Source organism: Streptomyces pratensis (genome assembly GCF_037137275.1).
Lineage (GTDB): Bacteria > Actinomycetota > Actinomycetes > Streptomycetales > Streptomycetaceae > Streptomyces > Streptomyces pratensis_B.
Window position 1 is genome coordinate 23,938 of sequence record NZ_JBBBEN010000062.1, and the last position, 24,640, is coordinate 48,577.

The following is a 24,640-nucleotide window of genomic DNA, read 5'->3' on the forward strand; positions in this document are numbered from 1 at the left end:
CCGCCCCTCCGGACGTTTCTCGCCGACCCTGGGGTCAGACCGAGACGCCGTGCTGGCGCAGGTAGGCGATGGGGTCGATGTCCGAGCCGTAGCCCGGGCCGGTGCGGACCTCGAAGTGCAGGTGCGGGCCGGTCGAGTTGCCGGTCGAACCGGAGAGCCCGATCTGCTGGCCGCCGGAGACGGCCTGGCCGACCGAGACGCTCAGCGAGGACTGGTGGGCGTACTGGGAGTACATGCCGTCCGCGTGCTGGATGACGACCTCGTTGCCGTACGAACCGCTCCAGCCCGCCGAGACCACGGTGCCGGGGCCGATGGCCCGGATCGGGGTCCCGGAGGCCGCACGGAAGTCCGATCCGGTGTGGTAACCGCTGGACCAGCTGGAGCCGGAGGCGCGGTACTGGGTGGTGACGCTGGCGTTGGCCAGCGGGGTGGTCCAGCCGGAGCCGGTCGCCTGGGAGGACTCGGTCCGCGCGGACTCGTCGGCCGATACGGTGTCGGCCTTCGGGGCGGCCTTGGGCGCGGCCTTGGGGGCCTCCTTCGGCGCGGCGGCCTCGGGAGCCGGAGCAGCCTTCTTCGGGGCGGCCTTCTTCGGCGCGCTCTGCGGAGCCGGCGCAGACTTCTCCGCGGCCGGGGCGGAGGCCTTTGCGCCCAGGGTCAGCTTCATGCCCGGGAAGATCAGGCTGGGGTTCTCGCCGACGGTCGAGCGGTTGTCCTGGTACAGCTTCTGCCAGCCGCCCTTGACCCGGTGCTCGGCGGCGATCTTCGACAGGTAGTCGCCGGAGACGACGGAGTACGTCTTCGGGGCGGCCTTCGACGCGGCGGGAGCGGTCTGCGGCGCCGCCTGCGCGGCGGCGGCCGAGGCCGCGACGGGCTGCACGGCGGGAGCGGCCTGCTGCTGCGCGGCGTGCGCCCCGGTCGCGCCGATCAGCGGCAGGGCCAGTACGGCGCCGCCGGTCCCTGCGGCGAGGACGCCTCGGGATATCGGGCCGGACTTCGTACGACGGTGCTTACCCTTTGCGGGCATGGGGAGTTCCTCTCCGGCGCCTGCGAGGTGAGCTGTCGGGTTCGGGCTGGAGATGCCCGGTCGCCTAAGCGACTTCACCCCGAGCCGGCCCGGATCTCTCCGGGTCGGCGGCTTACCTGGTTCCCCCGCTCCTGCCACACGTGAATGGGTGGGTGCGAATTCCGGACGGCGGCAGGATTAGGCGGTCCATCCGGATTGACGGTGACCGTAAACGAGTCGGGACGACCGGAACAAGCCATCGGTTGCGCGCAGGAATCGACGTTTCGATCGCGGCCCGGTTTTCCCGTCACCCTCCGTGGATTACCGATCTTGGCTTTCCGTGCGGACGCCGGGAATCCGCCCGGGCGTGATCACCACAGACCGTCACGGATATGATCCCGCTCACCCAACGATTCCCACCCACCCCCATAGATGGGCATGTTCGCCCAAAAAGACCAATACGGACATGGGTTCGCGGAGACTCCTGACGCAGCGTCGGCACGGCCGCCTCTCCCTCGCTCCCGGCGTGCCTCCGAGATGATTTTCCGGGGAATCGATGTCGTATCGTCACGGGAGCGCCCTCGCGGACGAGCCGCGCCGCCGCCCCAGACCCCAGGAGCCCCCGTGACACAGCAGGTGCCGCAGGTCCCGCCGACAGAGACCCCCCTGACCGGAGTCCGCAACTTCCGCGACGTGGGCGGACTTCCCACTGCGGACGGGCGGCGCACCGCCTTCGGCCGGCTCTACCGGAGCGGCCACCTGGCACACGCGACCGCAGAGGACGCGGCCTTCCTCAGCGGTCTCGGGCTGCACACGGTGTTCGACTTCCGCAACTCCGCCGACCACCGGCTCGACGGGTACGACATCGAGCTCGACGGTGTCCGCAATATCAGCATTCCGCTCTCGGACCCGGCCGACGGGGCCGAGTTCTGGCGGCTGGTGCGTGACGGCAACATCGAACAGCTGCGGTCCATCCTCGCCGGCGGCCAGGGCGCGGAGCGCATGCTCCGGATGTACCAGGCGACGATCAGGGACCGCACCGCCGAGCACAGCCGGGTCCTGCACGCGCTGGCAGAGGACAGCGTCCCCGCGCTGATGCACTGCGCCGCCGGCAAGGACCGGGCCGGCCTGTCGATAGCGGTCTCCCTGCTGGCGGTGGGCGTCGAGCGCGAGGCGATCGAGATGGACTACCTCAAGTCCAACGAGGCGCACCGCCGGTACAAGGTGCGGCGCGCCGACATGTCCGAGACCGGGATGTCCCCCGAGGTGATGGAGCTCCTCGACCCCCTCTTCGGCGCCCGGGCCTCCTACCTCGCGGCGGCCTTCGCGACGATCGACGAGATCTGGGGAACGACGGACCGCTATCTGACGGAGGGGCTGAAGCTGTCCCCCGGGACCAGGGAGCGGCTGCGCGAGCGGCTGCTCGACCAGGGGTGACGCGGCCGGGAGCGCGGGATCACTCGCTTCCGGCCACCACGAAGAGCAGGTAGAGGAAGCCCGCGATGATGTGGCCGGCCACCAGGTAGGCGAACAGCCGGATCACGACGCCGCGGGGCATGCGGCGTTCCTGGGGGTCCTCGTTCTCGCGACGCCCGGGACCCAGTGGGTCGTAGTGTTCGGAATCGGACATGAGGGTCCTCTCTGGGCGGCCTCTCGGCCGGTGCGGCGAAGGGTGCGTCGGACGGGCGACCGGTCAGCGCGCGTGGAGCGCGTTGCCGAGGCACAGCTCGGCGGCGGGGCTCTGCATCAGGGAGTGGACGAAGAGGAGCTCCGCGCCACGGCGGTCGACCGCCGCGATGCGGTGCGGTGTGAGCGAGTCGAAGTGGGCACTGTCGCCGGGTTCGAGATCGTGCACGGTGTCGCCGAGCCCGACCCGCAGGCGCCCCTCCAGGACGTACAGCCACTCCTCGCCGGGATGGACCCGGACCAGATCGCCCTGGGCCCCGTACGGCACTCTGACGCGCAGCGCCTGCATCGCGCGGCCTGAGCCGCCGGCCTGGCGGTACATCCAGCCGTCGGCCTCCGCGCCCTCGAAGCCGCCGCCGCGGATGATCGCGTTCCGTTCGGCAGGCTGCTCGCCGAGCAGCTCGGACACCGTCGTACCGTAGACGCGGGCCAGACCGAGCAGCATCGGAAGCGAGGGCTGCCTGCGGCCCGTCTCCAGCCGGGAGAGATGGGCCGGGGAGAGCCCGGCCCGCCGCGCCGCGGTCTCCAGGGTGAGACCGCGGCCACGACGCAGGTCGCGCAGGCGGGGCGCGACGCCGGGGAGCTCGCCCTGCGCCCCTTCTTCCGGAGGCTTCATGCTCCTATTGGGCCAGTCGCTTACCTCTGAGGCAAATAAATTGCCTCAGAGGTAAAGGCTCAGCGCTGGGCTGCGGCCTGCTTCACCAGGGTCCTGCCGAAGTCCCACATCAGCCCGCCGCCGCTGTGCGCGTCGTCCATGACGGCCGTGAACGCCGTGACGAAGCGGTCCACCTCGGCGTCCCCGATGATCAGCGGGGGGATCAGCTTGATCACTTCCAGGTGGTCGCCCGACACCTGGGTGAGGATGCGGTGCTTGTGCAGCAGCGGCGCCACGACCATCTGGGCGAAGAGCCCCTTGCGGGCCGCCTGAAGCACGGTCCAGCGGCTGCGGAGCTTCAGCGAGGACGGCCGGCCGAACTCGATGCCGATCATCAGTCCGCGCCCGCGCACCTCGTGCAGGAGCTCGTAGCGGTCCACCAGGGCCGCAAGCCGTTCGCGCAGCAGGTCACCGGTGCGCCGCGCGTTGGCGACGGTCCCCTCCCGCTCCATCACCGCGAGCACCGCGAGCCCCGCCGCCATCGCCTGGGCGTTGGAGCCGAAACTCGCCGAGTGGACGAGGACCCGGTCCATCGAGGAGTAGACGCGGCGGAAGATCCAGTCCTTGCCGAGCGTCGCGCCGACCGGCACGTAGCCGCCGGAGAGGGCCTTGGCGACGCACACGAGGTCGGGCTCCACACCTTCCTCGTGCTGGTAGGCGTAGAAGTCCCCGGTGCGGCCGAGTCCGGTCTGCACCTCGTCGGCGATCAGCAGCGCCTGGTGCCGGTGCAGCAGCTCCTGCGCCTGCCGCAGGAAGCCGGGCGGCGCGGTGTGCACCCCCTTCCCCTGGACGGGCTCGACGACGAGCGCCGCGACATCCCCGCGCTTCAGCTCGCGGTGCAGGGCCTCCAGGTCGCCGAGCGCGATCGCCGTGTCCGGCAGCAGGGGCCCGAAGCCGTCACGGAAGCCGCTCTCGCCGTTGACCGAGAGGGAGCCGGTGGTCAGCCCGTGGAAGGCGTGGTCGCAGTAGAGGACGCGGGGCTTGGCCGTGGCACAGCGCGCGAACTTCAGCGCCGCCTCCACCGCTTCGGTACCGCTGTTGCCGAAGAAGACGCGGTCCAGATGAGGGCTGTGGGCGAGCAGCCTCTCTGCGAGGAGTCCGGGCAGCGGCTGGCAGTCGAACCGGGTCAGGTCGGCGAGCTGCGCGTCCAGCACGTCGTGCAGCGCCTGCCGGACGACGGGGTGGTGGCGGCCGAGGCCCATGACGCCGAACCCGGCGAGCATGTCGAGGTAGTCGTCGCCCTCCGCGTCCCAGAAGTACGCGCCCTCCGCTCGCTCGTAGACCTTGTCGAAGCCGATGGTCCGGAGCATGCGCGGCAGTTGGTGGTTCAGATGGCGCGCGTGCAGCTCGTACCGTTCGCCTCCACGCTCGGCGAGGAGCCGTGCCAGGTCGAAGCCCTCAGGTCCGTCGTCCGTCATCGCCCGTCCTTCTCCTTCACCGTGTTTCGCGCCGTCGCGGGGCGTCGACTCCGGTGCACCGGCGGCGGCCCCGGCCCGCCGGACCGCCGCCGGTGCTTCGATCACCTGGTCACCGATTGCCGCTGACGGTCTCCCGCGCGGCGCGCAGGGACTCCTTCAGGGACCCCATGGTGGCGAGCACCGCCGTGGGTTCGTATCCGCAGTGCGCCATGCAGTTGGCGCAGCGCGGGTCCTTGCCCCGGCCGTACTTCTCCCAGTCGGTCTCCTCGATGAGCTGGCGGTACGTCGGTACGTAGCCGTCGCTCATCAGGTAGCAGGGCCGCTGCCATCCGAAGAGCGAGTAGTTGGGGATCGCCCAGGCGGTGCACGGGAAGTCCGCCTTTCCTTCGAGGAAGTCCAGGAAGAGCGGCGAGTGGTTGAGCCGCCAGCGGCGCCGGTTGCCGCCCGCGAAGGCCTTCTTGAACAGTTCGCGGGTCTGCTCGACGCCGAGGAAGTGCTCCTGGTCGGGCGCCTTCTCGTACGCGTAGGCGGGCGAGATCATCATCTCGTCGACCTCGAGGTCGTCGTTGAGGTAGTCGAGCACCTCGATGATGGTCTGCGGGGTGTCGGTGTTGAAGAAGGTGGAGTTGGTGGTGGTGCGGAAGCCGCGCCTCTTGGCCTCCTTCATCGCGGCGACGGCCTCGTCGAAGACGCCCTCCTTGGCGACCGATTCGTCGTGCCGCTCGCGCAGTCCGTCGATGTGCACGGCGAAGGCGAAGTAGGGGGACGGGGTGAACTTGTCGAGCTTCTTGCGCATGAGCATCGCGTTGGTGCAGAGGAAGACGTACTTCTTCTTGGCCACCAACTGGCGCACGATCTCATCAATCTGAGGGTGCATCAGCGGTTCGCCCCCGGCGATGGACACCATGGGGGCGCCGGATTCGAGGACCGCGCCCACGGCCTGGGCGACCGGCATACGCTGCTTCAGGACGCCGGCCGGGTGTTGGATCTTCCCGCAGCCCTCGCAGGCGAGGTTGCAGGCGAACAACGGCTCCAGCTCGACGATCAAGGGGAACTTGTCACGCTTGCGGAGCTTCTGCTCGAAGAGATACGTCGCGACCTTGATGGACTGACGGAGCGGCATGGCCATCTGGCTCACCTCCTGGGGAGCGTTAAGGAACGGTGCCATTCGTAGAAAGCCGGCAGGACGGCACGGAGAACACGGAAGGCCGATATTCCACCGCGCACCGTGCCGATGCGGACGAGTTCGTGCTCTGGAGCGTCCACGACCACCCGGACGGCCGCAACCGGGCGCGGCCCGTGGCACAGGGCGGTACGCAGCGTCGCGGCGGACTCCATGTCCACGGCGATGGCTCCGCCCGCCCGCAGGGCGGCCCGCTCGGGGCCGCGTACGACGTGGTCGGAGCCGGTCAGCGGGCCGGTGTGGACGGTGCGGCCCGTGACGGCCCTGGCGAGCGCGGCGACCAGCACACCGGTGCCGCTGCACGGGGTGGCGCCGTCGGCGTCACGCGTCTCCTCGGCGACGACCAGGTCCCCCGGGTGCATGCCGGGGGCCAGGCCGGCGCAGAAGCCGGCGGCGATCACGGCCGCGTCGGGGACCCGCCCGGACCCCAGAGCGCGCGCCACGGACGACTCCGCCGCCCGCGGGCCCATACCGGTGCGCAGGATGCGCACCGGGCCTGGAGCGCCCCTGCCGCTGCGCAGGGCCACCAGCTCGATACCGAGCGCGCAGGCGACCAGCAGGGGCGCGATGGCGCTGCCGGGCCCCTTCTGATCGCCCATCAGGCCCCCTCGCGGGCGCGGTCGGCGAACGGATCACCGTGCACGTAACGCCCCAGTGCGGTGAGGGGGAAGACCTGGCGGTAGAGGTGGTAGTTGATGGAGAAGTCCCAGGGGAACCCGGTGCCGGTGAAGTGCGGCTCGTCCCAGGAGCCGTCGGCCAGCTGGGCACGGGTCAGCCAGCTGACGCCGCGGGCGACGGAGCGGGTGTCGCGGCGTCCGGCCGCGAGGAGGGCGAGCAGGGCCCACGCGGTCTGGGAGGCGGTGGACTCACCGTGGCCGATCCACTTCTCGTCCCGGTAGGAACGCAGGTCCTCCCCCCACCCTCCGTCGTCGTTCTGCACGGACTCCAGCCAGCTGACCGCCCGGCGGACCGCGGGGTGCCGGGCCGGCAGTCCGGCGGCGATCAGCGCGGGCACCACCGACCCGGTGCCGTAGACGTAGTTGACCCCCCAGCGTCCGAACCAGGCGCCGCACTCCTCCTGTTCGGCGAGCAGCCACTCGACGCCCCGGCGGGTACGGGGGTGCCGGGCGAGCCCCTCGACCGCGAGCATCTCCACCACGTGGCCGGTGACGTCCGCCGACGGAGGGTCGATGACCTCGCCGAAGTCGCAGAACGGCAGACGGTTGGGGAAGGGGCTCGTGTTGTCCGCGTCGAACGCGCCCCAGGCTCCGTTGCGGGACTGCATCCCGAGGTTCCAGCGGACCCCGCGGGCGATGGCCGCCTCCACCCGGACCGGCTCCGGGTGGCGCACCCGGCGCAACGCCAGGACCACTTCCGCGGTGTCGTCGATGTCCGGGTAGTTGTCGTTGTGGAACTCGAACGCCCAGCCGCCGGGAGCGAGTCCAGGCTTCCGCACCGACCAGTCGCCCGGGCGGTCGATCTCCTCGGCCAGCATCCAGTCGGCAGCCTTCACCAGAGCCGGGTGGTCGGGTCTCAGCCCGGCGTCGGCCAGCGCGATGGTGGCCAGGCAGGTGTCCCAGACGGGTGACTGGCAGGCCTCGACCATGCGGGCGCCGTCCTCGCGCCGGACGGCGAACCGGTCGAGCGAGGCCAGGCCGGCCCGCATCACCGGGTGGCCGAGGTCATAGCCGAGCAGATGCAGGGCGATGAGGGAGTAGACGGCGGGCGGCTGAATCCCGCCCCAGCAGCCGTCGTTCTCCTGGCGCTCGATGATCCACCGGGCGGCCGCGTTCATCGCGATACGGCGCAGGGGGCGCGGGGCGACCTTGTGGTAGAGGTGCAGAGCCTTGTCGATGCGTTGGAAGAAGCCGTCCCAACTGGCGGCCGGAGCAAGCTTCTCGGGCGAGGCAGGTCGGCCGGGGTCGATGTGCAGCTCGTCCAGGGCGAAGGGCGCCGGGCGCACCGGGCGCTTCGCGGAGACGATGGTCAGCGGCACGATGGTCTGCCGGGCCCAGCAGCCGAAGTCGTAGATGTTGAGCGGGACCCATGGCGGGAGGAACATCAGCTCGGGCGGCAGTTCGGGGAGGTCGTCCCACTTCCACCAGCCGAACAGGGCCAGCCAGATGCGGGTGAAGACGCGGGCGGCCGCGATCCCGCCCTGCTCCCTGATCCAGCGGGAGGCGCGCGCCATGTGAGGTGCGTCGGGGCGGTCCCCGGCCAGCCGCAGAGCGACGTACGCCTCGATGGTGGCGGAGAGGTCGCTCGGCCCGCCGTGGAAGGTGTTCCAGGTTCCGTCGCCGAGTTGCTCGCCGCGGATGAAGAGAGCGGCCGCCCGGGTGGTCTCCGGGTCCTGGATGCCGAGGAACTGGCGCAGGAGCAGGTCCTCGGCGTCCATCGTGACGTTGGTGGCCAGGTCGCCCTTCCACCAGCCCTGTTCGTCCTGCCTGCCGAGGAGGTGCTCCACTGAGCGTTCCGCGGCCCGCCGCGCGGCGACGAGCACGTCGTCCACGGCGGTGGTCGTGTCGGTCGGGTCGCCTGCCGGGAGGGCGGAGAGCTCCGCGGCCCCGGTGCTTCCGTCGGTCGTCGCTGTCATGAGCTTCCCCTTCGTGCAGTGGTTTCTCTGCTGTGCTGGGGTCTCCGTCGGCCGGCGCCCCGGNGGGGCGCCGGCCGGCGACTGCGAGTCATATGCGAAGAGTGGTCATCTCTTGCGTACCACCACGAAGTCCGCGAGCGCCGTGAGCTGCTCCCGTACCCGGTGGGGCATGTCGACCGCGTGCAGTGCCTCGATGGCGACCGCGTGCTGACGACGGGCTTCCTGGGCGGTCCACTCGCGGCCGCCCGCCTCCTCGATCAGGGCCGCGCGGGCGGCGAACTCCTTCTCGGAGAAGCTGTCGAACTCGGTGCTCTTCGCGTCGGCGGCGAGCAGTTCTCCGAGGTGCTCGGAGGCTTCGCCCCCTGCGGCGAGCGCCGCCACGACCGGCAGCGACTTCTTGCGCTGGCGCAGGTCGCTCCAGGTCTGCTTGCCGGTGGACTCCGGGTCGCCCCAGATGCCGAGCAGGTCGTCGACGGCCTGGAAGGCGAGGCCGAGGTGGTGGCCGTACGCTTCCAGGGTGTCGGCGGTACGGTTGTCGGCACCGCCGAGCACCGCGCCGATGGACACGGCGCAGGCCAACAGGGCGCCGGTCTTGTTGCCCTCCATCTCCAGGCACTCCGCGACGGTGACCCGCTCGCGGTGCTCGTAGGAGATGTCCTGGGCCTGCCCGTCGATGAGCTTGCGGGTGGCGGTGGTGAGCCGGCGGGCGGCGCGGCCGGCCTCCACCGTGCCGAGCTCCAGCAGCACCTCGTTGGCCAGGGCGAAGAGCGCGTCACCGACGAGGATCGCCTGGGCGGGGCCGTGCACCTTCCAGACCGTGTCCCGGTGGCGACGCTGCTCGTCGCCGTCCATCAGGTCGTCGTGCAGCAGCGAGAAGTTGTGCACGAGTTCGACGGCCACGGCACCGGGGACGCCCGCTTCCGCGGGGGCGCCCGCGGCCTCGGCGGACAGCAGGGCGAGCGCGGGGCGCACGGCCTTGCCGCCGTCGCCGTCCGAGGGGTGTCCCTCGGCGTCGATCCAGCCGAAGTGGTAGGCGGCGACGGTGTCCATGGGCGGCGCGAGCCGGTCCACGGCAGCCCGCAGCACCGGCGCGGACAGGGCCCGTCCGCGCTCCAGAAGCGCGGTGACGTCCGCGGTGTCTGCCACGGTGTCGAAAGCCGGATTCGCCGGGGTCACTGACTCTCCTCTTGTTCCGGTGGTACTGCTCATGCCGCCTCCTGCAGCGGAAGTCCTTGGGGACGGCCCAGGCTCTGGAGAGCCGCGTCGGCGGCGGCGCCGCCGCTGCGCACAGCGCCCTCCATGGTCGCGGGCCAGCCGGTGGCCGTCCAGGCCCCAGCGAGGCAGAGGCCGGGCGCCCGGGTGCGGGGGCCGGGTCGCAGCCGTCCGACGCCCGGGGTGGGCTCGAAGGTCGCGGTGCGCTCCCGGGTGACGAAGAAGTCGCGGACGCCCGCACCGCGGGCGGCGGGGAGCAGCCGTTCCAGCTCGGGCAGGTAGCGCGAGCGCAACGCGGCGACGGGAAGATCGATCTCGGCCTGGGCGGCGGACTGGGAGAGGGCGAGATACTGGCCGGGGCCGGTGAGCCCCGAGGCGCCGGTGCGGTCGAACACCCATTGGACCGGGGAGCCGAGAGCGGCGAAGAACGGCCTGCGCAACACCTTGCGGTCGTAGATCACGTGCACGTTGAGGATGGGCGCGTCGTCGATGTCGAGCAGCAGGTCCGGCTCGTCCAGCGCGCCGGCGGGCAGCAGGCCGTGGGTCTCGGTCTGCGGGACGGCCAGGACGACGGTGTCCGCGACGAGACGCCGGCCCGCGGCCTCGACGTTCCACCGGCCGTCGTCGGCGCGGGTCAGGGACCTGGCCCTGGCCCGCAGCTCCGTGCGGACGCCCGCCGTGTCCAGCGCCTTGCGGGCGAGGGTGTCGTGCAGTTCGCCGAGCGGGACGGTGGCCCAGCCGATGTCGGCGGCGCCGGGCTCGGAGAGCAGACCGGTCTTGAAGACCTTGGCCGCCAGGGCCAGGGAGGCGTTGGCCGCGGTGGCGTTCAGGGTGGCGACGCCGACGAGGTCCCAGAGCGCCTCGACGGCGCGCTGCGACTGGCCGTGGCGCCGGAGCCAGCTCGCGAAGTCGACGCGGTCCAGCTCCGGGTCGGCCGGGTCGAGCCGGCCGAGCGCGAGGGCGGCACGGCCGACGGCCGCCTTCTGTGCGAGTGAGAGATGCGGGTAGGCGGCGAGGCCTCCGGCGAGGTGCAGCGGCACGGGCAGGCCGGAGCGGCGCAACCGTCCCAGGCGCGGGCCGGCGGCCCGGCCTGCGTCCAGCACGGGCACGTCCAGGCGGTCCTGCACGGGGGCCAGGTGGGCGGCGTCGATCCGGTCGAGGAACCAGCGGTAGCCGGTGCAACAGCGCAGGTACACGTGCTGGCCGTTGTCGACGGTGAGGCCGCCGCGCTGGAAGGAGAAGGCGAGGCCGCCGAGGCGGGGCCGCCCTTCGAGCAGGGTGACGTCGAGTCCGGCGTCGGCGAGGCGGAGGGCCGCCGTGATGCCGGCGAGGCCCCCTCCGACGACGACCGCGACGGGGCGCGGGTTCTCGTCGCTCATGTCTGCCCCTCTCCCCGCGTCGCCGGGGTTCGTCGGGTCGTCTCCCCGGAGATCGTCGCAGTCCAGGACGGGTCGGGCCACCGGGGGACCGACCGGAGGCCGAGGCGGTGGGGGTGCATCAGGCGCGCCCCCTCGCGGTGAGCCGGGAGACGTGGCGGGCGTCGAGCCCGGACAGCCCGCGCACCGCGACGTAGGCCTTCTCGTGGCCGGGCAACGAGACCCGTCCGCGCAGGACGGCCTCGGGGTCGCGCTCGATCCGGTCCAGGAGGCGGCGGTAGATGCCGGCCATGGCCGCGACGCAGGCGCCGCTGCGGCGGTCGAGCATCGGCAGCAGCCGGTACCCCTCGGCGAAGAGCGCGCGGGCCCGGCGGACCTCGAAGTGGACGAGGCCCGCGAAGTCGGAGCCGGGCGGCGGAGTGGCCCGGTGGAAGCCGGCCGAGCAGCCGAATTTGGCCAGGTCGTCGGCGGGCAGGTAGACGCGCCCGTTGCCGGCGTCCTCGCGGACGTCGCGCAGGATGTTGGTGAGCTGGAGGGCGAGGCCGAGCGTGTCGGCGTACTCCGCGGCCCGGTCGGCCCCGCGCGCCCCCGGCTCCGTGCCGAAGACGCCGAGGCTGAGGCGGCCGATGGCGCCGGCGACGCACCGGCAGTAGGCCCTCAGGTCCTCCCAGGTCTCGTAGGTCGCGCCGCGGACGTCCATCAGGACTCCGTCGATCAGCTCGTCGAGTCCGCCCAGCGGCAGGGGGAAGCGCCGGGCGGCGTCGGCGAGCGCGACGGCCACCGGATCGGTGTCGTCCTCGTCGACCGCGCCGTCCCGGACGCGGTCGAGCAGTCCGCGGGTGCTCTCCAGCCGGCTCCGCTTCGTCCGGGGGTCCAGCTCTCCGTCGCCGATGTCGTCGACCCGGCGGGAGAAGGCGTACAGAGCCGACATGGCCTGACGCTTCTCGACCGGCAGCAGCCTGATGCCGTAGGCGAAGTTACGGGCCTGCTGTCCGGTGACGGCCTCGCAGTAACTGTATGCGGCCTGCACCGGCGGCGACGCGTACGTCGTCTGTCCCTCCACAGTCCGGCTCACCTCTCTCCACGCGCTCTTCGCAAGACGGTTCCCACTTCGCGCAGCATGCCGGGCTTGGTGGGCTTGGGCGGTCCGGGCAGTACGTCGAATCCGGCGGCCGAGACGGCGCCGAGCGCGCTGCGGCCGCCCCCGACGAATCCGGCGAGAAGGAGCCTGAGCCTGCCGTTGACGCTGCCCACCAGCGGGACGCCGGCCTCCAGCAGCTCGCTCGCGCGCTGGGCCTCGTAGGCGATCAGGGCGCGGACGGAGGCGCCGGCGGACGGGGCGGCCAGGTCGGCCTCCGTGACCCGGAAGCGGTCCATGTCCTCGGCGGGCAGATAGATCCGGTCGCGGCCGAGGTCCTCGGCGACGTCCTGGAGGTGCTCGATGATCTGGAGCGCGGTGCAGACCGCGTCGGAGCGGCGGACGCGTTCCGGGTCGGCGGTGCCGGTGAGGGCCAGCACCAGGCGGCCGACGGGGTTCGCGGAGAGCTCGCAGTACGCGGCGAGCTCGGCGTAGGTCCCGTAGCGGCGGACCTTCTGGTCCTGGCGGTTGGCCTCGATGAGGCCGAGGAAGGGCTCGGGGGTGAGCCCGCGGCGTCGCACTGTCGGACGCAGGGCGCGCAGCAGCGGGTGGTGCGGCTCGCCGCCGCGGGCGAACACCCGGCGCAGGTCGTCCTCGAAGGCGTCGAGCATGGTGAGCCGGTCGTCGCTCTGTTCCGGCTCCAGGCCCAGGTGACGGGCGTCCGCGCCGCCGGGGGCGAGGTCGCCGTCCCCGATGTCGTCGACGAGCCGGGCATAGCCGTAGACCGCCATGAGGTCGTCGCGCCAGGCACGGGGGAGGAAGAAGGGCGCCACGGGGAAGTTCTCCTCCGCGGCCTTGTCGAGTGTGGCGTCACCGGTGCGCGCCCGCACGGTGGACGTCACTGCGGACCGCCCGGCGCGGGGACGGCGAGACCACGTCGGAGCTGGAGATCTTCCGTCATTGCCGTCACATCTCCCGTTCTACACTGCTGACCCAAAACATCCCTTTTCGGACACGCCGCTCGCTCTGGCGAGTGCTCTGCGGCACAGCGGGCGCGGTGCCGGGGCGTATCGCCCTACTTGCCATGAATCAGCACCGCTACAGCTTACGTTGCACAGCCCCCAGGGCGGCGCGGGGGTGGAGCGCCCGCCGCCCCCTCGCGGCGATGCCTGCCAACCCTCCCCGGGCACGGCGGAATTGACGTCATCCGCCGGGAGGAGATCGCCCCGGGCTCCCGCGCGAACGGCTCGCCCGCCCGTACAGCGCGCAGGCCCCCGCCGGACAGGTCCGGCGGGGGCCTGCGCGAGCCGTGCGGGGCTACTTGCCCGTCTCGCGCTCGTACGCCTTGAGGACTTCCTCCGTGGGCCCGTCCATCAGCAGTTCGCCCTTCTCCAGCCAGAGCGCCCGGTCACAGGTGTCCCTGATCGACTTGTTGTTGTGACTGACCAGGAAGACGGTGCCCGCCTCCTTGCGGAGTTCGCGGATGCGCTCCTCCGACCGGACCCGGAACTTGCGGTCGCCGGTGGCCAGCGCCTCGTCGATCATGAGGACGTCGTGGTTCTTGGCGGCCGCGATCGAGAAACGCAGCCGGGCGGCCATGCCGGAGGAGTAGGTCCTCATGGGCAGGGTGATGAAGTCGCCCTTCTCGTTGATCCCGGAGAAGTCCACGATCTCCTGGTAGCGCTCGCGGATCTCGTCGCGGCTCATGCCCATGGCCAGACCGCCGAGCACGACGTTGCGCTCCCCGGTCAGATCGCTCATCAGGGCGGCGTTCACCCCGAGCAGGGAGGGCTGGCCGTCGGTGTACACCTGGCCGGACTCGGTCGGCAGCAGACCGGCGATGGCCCGCAGCAGCGTCGACTTGCCCGATCCGTTGGTGCCGATGAGGCCGATGGCCTCGCCGCGGTAGGCGGTGAAGGAGACCCCGCGCACCGCGTGCACCTTCCTGACGCCGCGCGACTCGCCCTTGTCCCGCCGCATGATGCGGCTCAACGCGGCGGTGGCGCTGCCCCGGCCGCCGCCGGTGCCGTTGACGCGGTACACGATGTGCACGTCGTCGGCGATCACCGTGGGGATGCGTCCCTGTGCGTTGTCCTCAGCCACGGCCGTACCGTTCCTCTGCCTTCCAGAAGTACACGAAGCCCACGACGCTCAGCAGCAGCGCCCAGCCGACGGCGACGGCCCAGACGTGGTCCGGCAGGTTCTCGGTGCCGTACCCGTCGATCATCGCGAAGCGGACCAGGTCCATGTAGACCGCCGCCGGGTTGTACTGGAGCACGTCCGCGATCCACTGCGGCTTGTCCTTGAGCATCACGGGAATGGAGTACATGACGCCGGAGGCGTACATCCAGGTCCGCATGATGAACGGCATCAGCTGAGCGAGGTCGGGGGTCTTGCTGCCGAGTCGGGCCATGATCAGGGCGAGCCCGGTGTTGAAGAAGAACTGGAGCAGCAGCGCGGGGATCACCAGCAGCCACGACAGCGCGGGGTAGCTGCCGAAGATGACGGCGACCGAGACGAGCACGATCATCGAGAAGAGCAGCTGCTGGAGCTGCTGGAGCGAGAAGGAGATGGGGAGCGAGGCCCGGGGGAAGTGCAGGGCCCGCACCAGCCCGAGGTTGCCGGAGATCGACCGGACCCCCGCCATCACGGAGCTCTGGGTGAAGGTGAAGACGAAGACCCCGGTGACCAGGAACGGCACGAAGACGTCGTGGGGGATTCCCTCCCTGGTCCCCAGGATCAGTCCGAAGATCAGGTAGTAGACCGCCGCGTTCAGCAGGGGCGTGACCACTTGCCACAGCTGGCCCAGTTTGGCCTGGCTGTACTGCGCGGTCAGCTTCGCCCGGGAGAAGGCCAGGATGAAGTGGCGGCGGCCCCAGAGTTGTCGCATGTACGCGGGCAGCGCCGGCCGGGCGCCGCTCACGGTGAGGCCGTGCTTGGCGGCCCGCCGGACCGCGCTCAGGCCCTCTTCGGCGGACGGCGGACGCCCGAGGGCTACCCCACCGTCGTGGGTCGTGTCACTCACAAGTTGAAACTCTCGTCTTCACGCGCAGCCAGTCGCGGGCGCGGCTCAGGCGGACAGGTCCCGGAAAGAAAATACGCCTCATGCTCTCAGAGGAGAGTTTCTCAGATGACCGGAGGTCGGCCGAGCCTCGTCAGCCGCCACACCGTACGCCACTTCATCGGGCGGCGTGGCCCGCAGGGGGTCGACCAGCCCTCCCCGAACCCGCCGAGCCAGGCCTTCAGCGCGGGCGCAGACGGCCGTCGGGCCAGGGTCAGCAGCAGCCAGGCGCCCAGGTAGAGGGGGATCAGTGGGGCCGGCAGGTTCCGCCGGGCGAGCCAGACCCGGTTCCGGGCCACCATGCGGTGGTAGACGGCGTGCCGGGAGGGGGCCGTGGTGGGGTGGTGCAGCACCAGGTCGGCGCGGTAGTCGATCATCCAGCCCGCGTCCAGGGCCCGCCAGGCCAGGTCCGTCTCCTCATGGGCGTAGAAGAACGCCTCCGGCAGCGGACCGACCTCGGCGATGACCTTGGTGCGTACGGCGTTGGCGCCGCCGAGGAAGGTCGTCACGCGCGAGGAGCGCATCGGGTCGGCCGCCCGCAGCCGGGGCACGTGCCGGCGCTGGGTGGCGCCGGTCTCCGGGTCGGTGATCCGGAAGGTGACGATGCCGAGTTCCGGGTCCGCCGCGAACGCCTGCCGGCACAGCTCTGCCGTGTCCCGCTTCGGGAGCAGCCCGTCGTCGTCCAGGAAGAGCAGGGCGTCCACGTCCGCGCCGGACGGACCGAACGCCTCGATGCCGACGTTGCGGCCGCCGGGGATGCCCAGGTTCTGCGGCAACTCCACCGTGCGCACCCCGGCCGGGACCTGCGGCACCGGGGCGCCGTTGCCGACCACCACGACCTCGATCCGGTCGCCGTGCTGTGCGGCGACCGAATCGAGGAGGGCGCGGAGCTCGTCCGGGCGGTTGCCCATGGTGATGATCACCGCGCCCAGTTTCATGGCAGAGGTCACTTCAGCCTGCTGGACGCCAGGACGGAGACCAGGTGCAGCAGGGTCTGCAGCAGCGCGATGCCGGCCAGGACGGCCGCGGCGAGGCGGGTGTAGAAGAGGTCGCCCCCGATCATGTCCAGGACGGCCGCCAGCAGGATCACCAGCGAGGCCTCGACTCCGAGGATCAGCCGGTGGAACTTGAGCGCCCCGGCGGCCCGGCGGGCCAGTGCCATGCCGGAGGAGCGCGGCTCGGACGCCGCTTCCTGGACCGGCGGGAGCCCGCCCTGGTGCCGGGCCACGCCGACCAGGTCGGTCTCGGCCTTGATGAGGATCGCGCCGAGGGCGGCGAGAGTCCCGAGGAACGCCCACAGCCAGTCGATCCGGCCCTCGCCCCACACGTCGGCGGCGCGCAGTCCGAGACCCACGAGCACCGCGGCGTCGCAGAGGTAGGCCGCGACCCGGTCCAGATAGATCCCGCTGAGCGAGTACTGCTTCTTCCAGCGGGCCAGCTCGCCGTCGACGCAGTCGAAGAGCAGGTAGAGCTGGACCATCAGCACGCCGAGCAGAGCGCCGGGAACGCCCGGCACCAGGAGAGCCGGGGCGGCCAGGGCTCCCGCCAGGGTCATCACGTACGTGACCTGGTTGGGCGTGACCCGCGTGTTCACCAGGTAGCGGTCCACGCGCAGCGAGACCTCCCGCATGTACATGCGCCCGGCCCAGTGCTCGCCGCTGCGCCGGTCCTTCACCCCCGGCGGGTGCACGACCGGACGGAGTTCAGCTACTGATGGTCTTGGCATAGTCGGCGTACGCGTCCCTGATCTGGTCGGTGGACAGGTTGAGGTGCTCCAGGACCGTGAAGCGTCCCGGTCGCGTCTGCGGCGCGTAGTCGACGGCCCGGACGAACTCGTCGACGCCGAAGCCGATCTCCTCCGGCAGGACCGGCAGCCCGTGCCGGCGCAGCACCGACGCCATCAGGAGGGAGTCCTGGCGGGCGCCGCGCAGATGCATGGCGAAGCAGGCGCCGAGGCCGACCTGTTCGCCGTGGCTGGCCGCGCGCTGGGGGAAGAGCAGGTCGAAGGCGTGGTTGATCTCGTGGCAGGCCCCGGATGCCGGGCGCGAGTCGCCCGCGACCGACATGGAGATGCCGGTCAGCACGAGCCCCTCGGCCAGCACCTTGAGGAAGGCGTCGTCGCCGACCCCGCCGGGGTGGCGCAGTACGGCCTCGCCGGCCTGGCGTGCCATCGCGGCGGCCAGCCCGTCGATCTCCTCGCCGTTGACCTCGTGGGCCAGCTCCCAGTCGGCGACGCAGGAGATGTTCGAGATGGCGTCGCCGACGCCGGAGCGGACGTAGCGTGCGGGCGCCTCACGGATGACGTCGAGGTCGATGACCACGGCGATCGGGGTGGGCACTCCGTAGGAACCGCGCCCGTTGTCGTTGTCCAGCGTGGCGACCGGGGAGCACAGACCGTCGTGCGACAGGTTCGTCGCGACGGCGACCATGGGCAGGCCGACCCGCGCCGCGGCGTACTTCGTCACGTCGATGATCTTGCCGCCGCCGAGGCCGACGACGGCGTCGTAGCGGTTGCCCTTGATGCCGTCGGCGAGCTTGACCGCGGAGTCGATCGTGCCGTCGGAGACCGGGTACCAGTCGGCGCCGGGCAGGACGGGGGCGAGCCGCTCCCGCAGGGCGCGCCCGGAGCCGTCGCTGATGGCGATGGCGAGCTTGCCCGAGGAGGAGATCCGCTGATCGGCCAGGAGACCCGCCAGATCGTCCATCGCGCCGCGTCGGATGTCGACGACGACCGGGGACGGAATGAGCCGGGTCAGTACTGGCACGCGATCTCCCGGCCCTTGGCGAGGTCCTCGTGGTTGTCGATCTCGACCCAGGTGACGGTGCCGATGGGGGCCACGTCCACGGTGAAGCCGCGGTTGACGAGCTCCTGGTAGCCGTCCTCGTAGTAGAGGTCGGGGTCGCGCTCGAAGGTGGTCTTCAGCGCGTCGGCCAGTTCCTCCGCCGCCTCGGCCTCGATGAGAGTGACGCCGATGTACTCACCGGTGGCGGCGGCGGGGTCCATCAGCTTGGTGATGCGCCGGACGCCCTTGCCCTCCTCGGTGATGACCTTCATCTCCTCGTCGGCGAGGCTCTTCTCCGTGTCGAGGGCGAGGATGATCTTCTGCCCCTTGCCGCGGGCGTCCAGCAGGGTCTTCTCGACCGAGACCGGGTGCACGGTGTCGCCGTTGGCGAGGATCACGCCGCGCTTGACGACGTCACGGGCGCACCACAGGGAGTAGGCGTTGTTCCACTCCTCGGCCTTGTCGTTGTCGATCAGCGTGAGGGTGAGGCCGTACGTCGCCTCCAGCTCGGCCTGACGCGCGTAGACGGCCTCCTTGCGGTAGCCGACGACGATCGCGACCTCGGTGAGTCCGACCTCGGCGAAGTTGGCGAGCGTGAGGTCGAGGACCGTCTTGTCGCCGTCGACAGGGACGAGCGCCTTGGGAAGCGTGTCCGTGTAGGGGCGCAGACGTCGTCCTGCACCGGCTGCCAGTACGAGGCCGATCATGCGAGTTCTCCTTCGTCGTGTACGGCGGGGGCCGAGGAGGACACCCAGAAGCGGATGGACTCCAGGAGCACCACCAGAGCCACGGCCGCCGCGAGGGCGGTGAGAGCCGTGGTGAAACCTGAGGTGGAGGCGAGTACGGCGGCGAGGACGGCCACCAGCGCGGTCCGGCCCTCGTGCCCACCGATCGTCCGCACCAGCCACTGGGGCGGCGCGCCGGTACCGCCGCGAATGCGGTACACCGTGTCGTAGTGATGGTAGGCGACGGCCGAGACGAGCCCGAAGGCCGCCGGGACCGCGTGCGGCACGTCGCTGCGGGCGGCCAGCGCGAGGATCGTGCCGTACTCCGCCGCCCGGAAGAAGGGCGGCGCCAGCCAGTCGAGGGCGCCCGTGAGCGGACGGGCGACGACGAGGCCGGAGAGCAGGACGTAGAGCGCCGCGGCGGCGACGGTGAGCCCGCTCCCGTAGGGGAGGCACAAAGCCGCGCCGACCATCAAGAGCGCCGCGAGCAGCGCGAGGGCAGGGGCCGTGAAACCACCCCGCGGCCGGGGGACGACGGCCGCGACGGCCCGCGCCAGGGGGCCGGAGTCCGCGAGGTCGGCCAGGGCCAGCGCCGCGCGCTCCGTGCGCTCGGCCTTGCGGGTCAGCGAGCGCAGCAGCCGGCCGGCCGTGGTGTAGCAGGCGGCCAGGGCGCAGCCGACGAGCAGGGCGGAGAAGACGATGCGCGGGGTGGTGAGCGCGGTGAGGATCGCGATCATGGCCCAGCGCTCGCCGATCGGCAGCACGATCATCCGGCGCAGCCAGATCGACCAGCCGACGCTGTCGAGTCTGTCGGAGAGCGCGGCGGTGGGGCTGGTGTTGGCGAGAGCGTCGTGGTTGGCCTCGTTGAACGAGAAGTCCACGACATGGCGGCAGGCCTGGAGCACCATCGCGCCGAGCGCGAGGACCCAGACGTCGTCACCGCCGCGCGCCGCGCCCAGGGCGAGCCCGGCGTAGTACGCGTACTCCTTGGCCCGGTCGAAGGTGGCGTCCAGCCAGGCGCCCATCGTGGAGTACTGCAGCGAGTAGCGGGCGAGCTGCCCGTCGGTGCAGTCCAGGACGAAGGAGAGGAGCAGCAGCAGCCCGGCCGCCACGTATCCGCCGCGGGTCCCGGTGGCCGCGCTGCCGGCCGCGATCAGCGCGGTGATCAGCGAGGCGGTGGTGACCTGGTTCGGGGTGAGGTTGCGGCGGGCGCACCAGCGCGCGAGGTAGCGGGAGTAGGGGCTGACGCAGAAGGTGGTGAAGAAGCCGTCGTGTGCCTTCACCGCGCTGCGCAGCCGTACGGCCTCGTCGTCCACCGCGTCGCGGCCCGCCTCTGCGGCCGCCCGCAGGGCTGCGTCGGTGGGGACGGTGGCGGTGAGCGAGCCGAGGGCGGGGCGCCGCACCGCGGTGCCCTCGGCCTCCAGTGCGACGGCGATGCGGCCGGGGACGGTGCGGTCGTCGGGGGCCGGGTCGGCGTCCGGCTCGACGACGGGGGTGCCCGCGCCGCCCGCGGCGGCGGTGCGTCGCAGGGCCCGCAGCAGGGCCGGGCGGGCCTCGGGTCGCGCGGTGAGCGCCCCGGGCACGGCGGCTGCGGCGAAGCGCGGGTCGGTCAGCCCGAGCCGCAGCGCGTGCACGTGGCCCACGAAACGGGGGTCGACGAGCGCGACGCGCCGGCCGGCCGGGACGGCGGCGAGGAGGGCTGCGGCGTCACCGGCGTCGACGGCGGTCTGCACGTCGAAGCCCAGGGACCGCAGATCGTCCGCGAGCGGCGATCCGGGTACCGGCGCACCGGTGAGGATGGCGGTCGACAGGCGAACTCACTCCTTGGCACTGACGGTGGACGGCACACGGCGGCACGGTCACGAGTCGGACCGGCGGCGTGTCGGCTGAGGCTATCGGATGAACGGAAGGCCGAGTTCACCACCCGTTGGCGCGCTGTTCGGGCAGGTCTGCAAGCGGGGGCGCCGTTCGCGATCATCATCATCGATCGGGGGCCCGGCCCACAAACCGCGGGCCGGTCCGCGTGAGCGCGACGTCTAGGCTGGCGGCCATGACATGGCTGATCACCGGCGGGGCGGGGTACATCGGGGCACATGTGGCGCGGGCCATGGCCGCGGCGGGAGAGCGGGTCGTGGTGCTCGACGACGTCTCCAGCGGCGTCGCGGGCCGGCTGCCGGGCGCCGTCCCCCTGGTGGAGGGCTCGGTGTCGGACCGGGGGCTGCTGGAGAGGGTCCTGGCCGAGCACGCGGTGAGCGGTGTGGTGCATCTCGCGGCGAAGAAGCAGGTCGGGGAGTCCGTCGAGAAGCCGCTGCTGTACTACCGGGAGAACGTCGGCGGGTTGGCGGTCGTGCTGGAGGCGGTGGTCGCGGCGGGGATTCGGCGCTTCCTCTTCTCGTCCTCCGCGGCCGTGTACGGCGTACCGGACGCGGACGTCATCACCGAGGAGACGCCGTGCCGCCCGATCAATCCGTACGGCGAGACCAAGCTCGCCGGGGAGCGGCTGGTGCGGGCGACCGGGCGGGCCCACGGGCTGTCGACCGCGTGCCTGCGCTACTTCAACGTGGCGGGCGCGGCCGCGCCCGAGCTCGCGGACACCGGGGTCTTCAACATCGTTCCGATGATGTTCGAGCGGCTGACGCGCGGTGAGTCCCCGCGGATCTTCGGCGACGACTACCCGACGCCGGACGGCACCTGTCTGCGGGACTACGTCCACGTCGCCGACCTGGCCGATGCGCATCTCGCCGTCGCCCGGCGGCTGGACGGGGGCGGCGGGGACCTGACGGTGAACGTGGGCCGGGGTGTGGGCGTCTCGGTGCGGGAGCTGGCCGACGTGATCGGGGAGGTGACGGGCGGGGTCCGGAAGCCGGTCGTCGAGCCTCGCCGGGCCGGTGACGCGCCGAGGGCGGTGGCGTCGGCCGCGCGGATCTCCGCGGAGCTGGGCTGGGCCGCCCGCCGGGGTGTGCGCGAGATGGTCGAGTCGGCGTGGGAGGGCTGGCGCCTGCACCACCCGGGGGCGCGCGCCGCGCCGCGTCCGTGACGGGTCGCACGGCTCTCGCCGGGCGACGCGCGTGGCGGGGCGGGGGCACGCGACGAGGGGGCCCGCACCACCTCCCGATGTCGTGCCGGGCGCTTCCCGAGGCCGCTCCCGGGCGGCCTCACCGATCACGCCACCGCTCTGACCTGCACAACGTTTTTGCAGGTCAGAGCAGATGACAACGGTGTTCAGTGCCGTGTTGCCGGATACCCCCCGCCCGTAGTTCACTGGCCCCGTCGGGCGGTTCGCCCCGGCGACGCCGCACGGACCTGGAGGAATCTTTCATGGGGGCTGGCCACGATCACGGGCACACGCACGGCGGGCCGCCCCCCACGGGCACGGCAGCCGCCGCGTACCGGGGCAGACTGCGGATCGCCCTGGCCATCACGCTGTCCGTGATGGTCATGGAGATCGTCGGGGGCCTGCTGTCGGACTCGCTGGCCCTCATCGCGGACGCCGCCCACATGGCCACCGACGCCCTGGGACTCGGGATGGCCCTGCTCGCCATCCACTTCGCCAACCGGCCGGCCGGCCCGAACCGCACCTTCGGCTTCGCGCGCGCCGAGATACTGGCGGCGCTGGCCAACTGCCTGCTGCTGCTCGGGGTCGGCGGCTTCCTGGTCTTCGAGGCGGTGGACCGCTTCATCGACCCGGCCGAGACGAAGGGCGGACTGGCCATAGCGTTCGCCGCCGTCGGCATGGTCGCCAACCTGGTCTCCCTCTCCCTGCTGATGCGCGGGCAGCGGGACAGCCTCAACGTCCGGGGCGCCTACCTGGAGGTGCTCGCCGACACCCTGGGCTCGGTCACCGTGCTGGTGTCGGCGGGCGTCATCATGGCCACCGGCTGGCAGGCCGCCGACCCGATCGCCTCACTGGTGATCGGTCTGATGATCGTCCCCCGCACCGTGAAGCTGCTGCGCGAGACCCTGAACGTGCTCCTGGAGGCGGCGCCGAAGGGGGTGGACATGGCGGAGGTGCGGGAGCACATCACGGAGCTGCCCGGGGTGATCGGCGTCCACGATCTGCACGCCTGGACGATCACCTCCGGTATGCCGGTGCTCTCCGCCCATGTGGTGGTGCGCCAGGACGTGCTCGACTCGACCGAGCACGAGAAGCTGCTGCACGAGCTTCGACTCTGCCTCGGCGACCACTTCGACGTCGAGCACTGCACTTTCCAGCTGGAGCCGAGCGGCCACGCGGAGCACGAGGCGCGGCTGTGCCACTGAGGCGCACGCGGCCACGAGACGGCCCGGACGGCGCGCGAGGGCAGTGCTAGGGTGCTTTCGCCGAGACGTTCGAGTCTCATGGCGAAGCGGTGGCCCAAAGGACCCGGGCCCTTTCGAGAGGAGCTGAGGTTGATGACGGTCGCGACGACGCCTTCCCGGCGCAGCAATCAGTCCTTCCTCATCTCCCGGGTTCTCGGCTAGCCCGCGGCCTCAGCCGCCGCAGCGTCGGCCGGAGCCCGCTCACTCAAGGGTTTCCCACGTTGACCGACCACATCGACGCCTCGCGCACCGAGGCGTTCTTCACTCTGCACCACCGCCTTCCCCGGCAGAGCCCCGGCTCCGACGCGACCACGCGCCGGCTGCTGGCTCTGGCCGGCCCCCTGCCCGACCGCCCGCGCGTGCTCGACCTGGGCTGCGGTCCGGGCCGTGCCGCGCTGCTGCTCGCCGCCGAGGCGGGTGCCGAGGTGACCGCGGTAGACCTGCACGAGCCGTTCCTGGAGGAGCTGCGCGAGGCGGCCGAGGCCCTCGGTCTCGGCGACCGCGTCCGTACGGTCCGCGCCGACATGGGCGACCTCACCGGCGCCGCGTTCCCCGAGGGCTCCTTCGACCTGGTCTGGGCCGAGGGGTCGGCGTTCTGCATCGGGTTCGACACGGCCGTCCGCGACTGGCAGCGGCTGCTGGCCCCCGGCGGCGCGATGATGATCTCCGATTGCGTCTGGACCACGGACGCGCCGTCCGCCGGAGCACGCGCTTTCTGGGACCGCAACGGCCCCCTGCGCACCCTGCCGGACACCACGGCGGCCGCTGTCGCCGCGGGCTGCACGGTCAGGGACGTGCTCCTTCAGCCCGAGAGCGACTGGGACGCGTACTACGCGCCGCTCGCCGAGCGGGTGGAGAGCGCCGACCCGTCCTCCCCCGGCATGGAGTGGGCGCTCGCCGCGACCCGCGAGGAGCTGGCGCTGCGGCGCGAGCACGGTGCGGAGTACGGCTATGCCGCGTACCTGCTGCGGCCGGCCGACCCCCGGTGGCCCACCCGCCCGGAGACGGCGGCGGACCGCTCGGCGGTGCACGCGCTCAACACGGCCGCCTTCCCGACCCGGGGCGAAGCGGACCTCGTCGACGCGCTGCGTGCCGACGCCGATGCCTGGCTGCCGGGCCTCTCGTATGTCGCCGAGGCCCCGGACGGGTCCCTCGCGGCCTACGCGCTGCTGAGCCGCTGCCGGGTGGGCGACGCCCCCGCGCTCGCGCTGGCCCCGGTGGCCACCGCCCCCGCACACCAGCGGCAGGGGGCCGGGCAGGCCGTGGTGCGGGCGGTGCTGGACGCCGCCCGGGCGCGCGGTGAGGCGCTGGTGCTGGTGCTCGGGCACCCCGCGTACTACCCGCGCTTCGGTTTCGGCCCCGCGTCGCGCTACGGGATACGGCCGGGATTCGAGGTTCCGGACGAGGCGATGCTGGCTCTGGTGCTGGACGGTTCCGTTCCCGTTCCGGCGGGCATGATCCGATATCCGGCGGCCTTCGGGGTCTGACGACCCGTCCGCCCCGCCGCGCTCGCCGGGCGCGGCGGGGCGGACCTGCCCGGACCGGAGTACGGACGAGCGGCTTCTGTG

Annotated in this window: 22 protein-coding genes and 1 riboswitch; of the genes, 4 read left to right on the top strand and 18 right to left on the bottom strand. The window is 72.0% G+C overall.

Features of this window, described 5'->3' with window-relative positions:
* Positions 1 to 34: 34 nt before the first annotated feature.
* Positions 35 to 1,024 (bottom strand): M23 family metallopeptidase, encoded by a 990-nt coding sequence (locus V9U70_RS04570; protein ID WP_336673134.1) that lies wholly within the window; start codon positions 1,022 to 1,024, stop codon positions 35 to 37.
* A 4-nt stretch (positions 1,025 to 1,028) separates the two neighbouring features.
* Positions 1,029 to 1,185: riboswitch (cyclic di-AMP (ydaO/yuaA leader) on the bottom strand.
* Positions 1,186 to 1,627: 442 nt separating this feature from the next.
* Between V9U70_RS04570 and V9U70_RS04575 the strand changes: the two genes are divergently transcribed.
* Positions 1,628 to 2,440 (top strand): tyrosine-protein phosphatase, encoded by an 813-nt coding sequence (locus V9U70_RS04575; RefSeq protein WP_336673135.1) that lies wholly within the window; start codon positions 1,628 to 1,630, stop codon positions 2,438 to 2,440.
* 19 nt (positions 2,441 to 2,459) lie between these two features.
* Here the strand turns inward: V9U70_RS04575 and V9U70_RS04580 are convergent, their stop codons facing one another.
* The 17 genes from V9U70_RS04580 to V9U70_RS04660 all read right to left on the bottom strand — a co-directional run bounded on the left by V9U70_RS04580 (position 2,460) and on the right by V9U70_RS04660 (position 20,506).
* Entirely contained in the window at positions 2,460 to 2,633 is a 174-nt protein-coding gene (locus tag V9U70_RS04580; RefSeq protein WP_336673136.1) for a DUF6126 family protein, read from the bottom strand.
* Between the two features lie 63 nt (positions 2,634 to 2,696).
* Positions 2,697 to 3,305 (bottom strand): helix-turn-helix domain-containing protein, encoded by a 609-nt coding sequence (locus tag V9U70_RS04585; RefSeq protein WP_336673137.1) that lies wholly within the window; start codon positions 3,303 to 3,305, stop codon positions 2,697 to 2,699.
* Positions 3,306 to 3,364: 59 nt separating this feature from the next.
* Positions 3,365 to 4,762: an aspartate aminotransferase family protein gene (locus V9U70_RS04590; protein ID WP_336673138.1), complete on the bottom strand. Its 1,398-nt coding sequence runs from the start codon at positions 4,760 to 4,762 to the stop codon at positions 3,365 to 3,367.
* Positions 4,763 to 4,871: 109 nt separating this feature from the next.
* On the bottom strand, positions 4,872 to 5,891 hold the full coding sequence (hpnH, locus tag V9U70_RS04595; RefSeq protein ID WP_336673139.1) for an adenosyl-hopene transferase HpnH: 1,020 nt from the start codon (positions 5,889 to 5,891) through the stop codon (positions 4,872 to 4,874).
* Positions 5,892 to 5,896: 5 nt separating this feature from the next.
* Positions 5,897 to 6,544, bottom strand: a complete 648-nt coding sequence (locus V9U70_RS04600) for a phosphorylase family protein (protein ID WP_336673140.1) — start codon at positions 6,542 to 6,544, stop codon at positions 5,897 to 5,899.
* Positions 6,544 to 8,538: a squalene--hopene cyclase gene (gene shc / locus V9U70_RS04605; protein WP_336673141.1), complete on the bottom strand. Its 1,995-nt coding sequence runs from the start codon at positions 8,536 to 8,538 to the stop codon at positions 6,544 to 6,546. The genes V9U70_RS04600 and shc overlap by 1 nt, the downstream gene beginning before the upstream one ends.
* Before the next feature lie 105 nt (positions 8,539 to 8,643).
* A complete protein-coding gene (locus tag V9U70_RS04610; RefSeq protein ID WP_336673142.1) occupies positions 8,644 to 9,747 on the bottom strand; it encodes a polyprenyl synthetase family protein in 1,104 nt (367 codons plus the stop codon).
* Positions 9,744 to 11,129 carry a hydroxysqualene dehydroxylase HpnE gene (gene hpnE / locus V9U70_RS04615; protein ID WP_336673143.1) on the bottom strand — a complete coding sequence of 462 codons (1,386 nt, stop codon included), beginning with the start codon at positions 11,127 to 11,129 and terminating at the stop codon, positions 9,744 to 9,746. Before hpnE ends, V9U70_RS04610 begins: the two co-directional genes overlap by 4 nt.
* A 118-nt stretch (positions 11,130 to 11,247) precedes the next feature.
* A complete protein-coding gene (gene hpnD, locus V9U70_RS04620; RefSeq protein WP_336673144.1) occupies positions 11,248 to 12,189 on the bottom strand; it encodes a presqualene diphosphate synthase HpnD in 942 nt (313 codons plus the stop codon).
* An 8-nt stretch (positions 12,190 to 12,197) separates the two neighbouring features.
* Positions 12,198 to 13,106, bottom strand: a complete 909-nt coding sequence (hpnC, locus tag V9U70_RS04625) for a squalene synthase HpnC (RefSeq protein WP_336673145.1) — start codon at positions 13,104 to 13,106, stop codon at positions 12,198 to 12,200.
* A gap of 415 nt (positions 13,107 to 13,521) precedes the next feature.
* Positions 13,522 to 14,307 (bottom strand): ABC transporter ATP-binding protein, encoded by a 786-nt coding sequence (locus tag V9U70_RS04630; protein ID WP_336673146.1) that lies wholly within the window; start codon positions 14,305 to 14,307, stop codon positions 13,522 to 13,524.
* Positions 14,300 to 15,229: an ABC transporter permease gene (locus V9U70_RS04635; protein ID WP_336673147.1), complete on the bottom strand. Its 930-nt coding sequence runs from the start codon at positions 15,227 to 15,229 to the stop codon at positions 14,300 to 14,302. Before V9U70_RS04635 ends, V9U70_RS04630 begins: the two co-directional genes overlap by 8 nt.
* Positions 15,230 to 15,330: 101 nt before the next feature.
* Positions 15,331 to 16,203, bottom strand: coding sequence for a glycosyltransferase family 2 protein (locus V9U70_RS04640; RefSeq protein WP_336673363.1), 873 nt, complete (start codon positions 16,201 to 16,203; stop codon positions 15,331 to 15,333).
* 8 nt (positions 16,204 to 16,211) lie between these two features.
* Positions 16,212 to 16,991, bottom strand: a complete 780-nt coding sequence (locus V9U70_RS04645) for a CDP-alcohol phosphatidyltransferase family protein (protein ID WP_336673148.1) — start codon at positions 16,989 to 16,991, stop codon at positions 16,212 to 16,214.
* Positions 16,969 to 18,030, bottom strand: coding sequence for an iron-containing alcohol dehydrogenase family protein (locus V9U70_RS04650; protein WP_336673149.1), 1,062 nt, complete (start codon positions 18,028 to 18,030; stop codon positions 16,969 to 16,971). Before V9U70_RS04650 ends, V9U70_RS04645 begins: the two co-directional genes overlap by 23 nt.
* Entirely contained in the window at positions 18,018 to 18,755 is a 738-nt protein-coding gene (locus V9U70_RS04655) for a phosphocholine cytidylyltransferase family protein (protein WP_336673150.1), read from the bottom strand. Before V9U70_RS04655 ends, V9U70_RS04650 begins: the two co-directional genes overlap by 13 nt.
* Positions 18,752 to 20,506 carry a DUF5941 domain-containing protein gene (locus tag V9U70_RS04660; RefSeq protein ID WP_336673151.1) on the bottom strand — a complete coding sequence of 585 codons (1,755 nt, stop codon included), beginning with the start codon at positions 20,504 to 20,506 and terminating at the stop codon, positions 18,752 to 18,754. The genes V9U70_RS04655 and V9U70_RS04660 overlap by 4 nt, the downstream gene beginning before the upstream one ends.
* 317 nt (positions 20,507 to 20,823) lie before the next feature.
* Between V9U70_RS04660 and galE the strand changes: the two genes are divergently transcribed.
* The 3 genes from galE (at position 20,824) to V9U70_RS04675 (ending at position 24,559) form a co-directional block, all read left to right on the top strand.
* Positions 20,824 to 21,810, top strand: a complete 987-nt coding sequence (gene galE / locus V9U70_RS04665; RefSeq protein WP_336673153.1) for a UDP-glucose 4-epimerase GalE — start codon at positions 20,824 to 20,826, stop codon at positions 21,808 to 21,810.
* Positions 21,811 to 22,091: 281 nt separating this feature from the next.
* Positions 22,092 to 23,033, top strand: a complete 942-nt coding sequence (locus V9U70_RS04670; RefSeq protein WP_336673154.1) for a cation diffusion facilitator family transporter — start codon at positions 22,092 to 22,094, stop codon at positions 23,031 to 23,033.
* A 260-nt stretch (positions 23,034 to 23,293) separates the two neighbouring features.
* Positions 23,294 to 24,559 (top strand): bifunctional class I SAM-dependent methyltransferase/N-acetyltransferase, encoded by a 1,266-nt coding sequence (locus V9U70_RS04675; RefSeq protein WP_336673155.1) that lies wholly within the window; start codon positions 23,294 to 23,296, stop codon positions 24,557 to 24,559.
* Positions 24,560 to 24,640 lie beyond the last annotated feature (81 nt).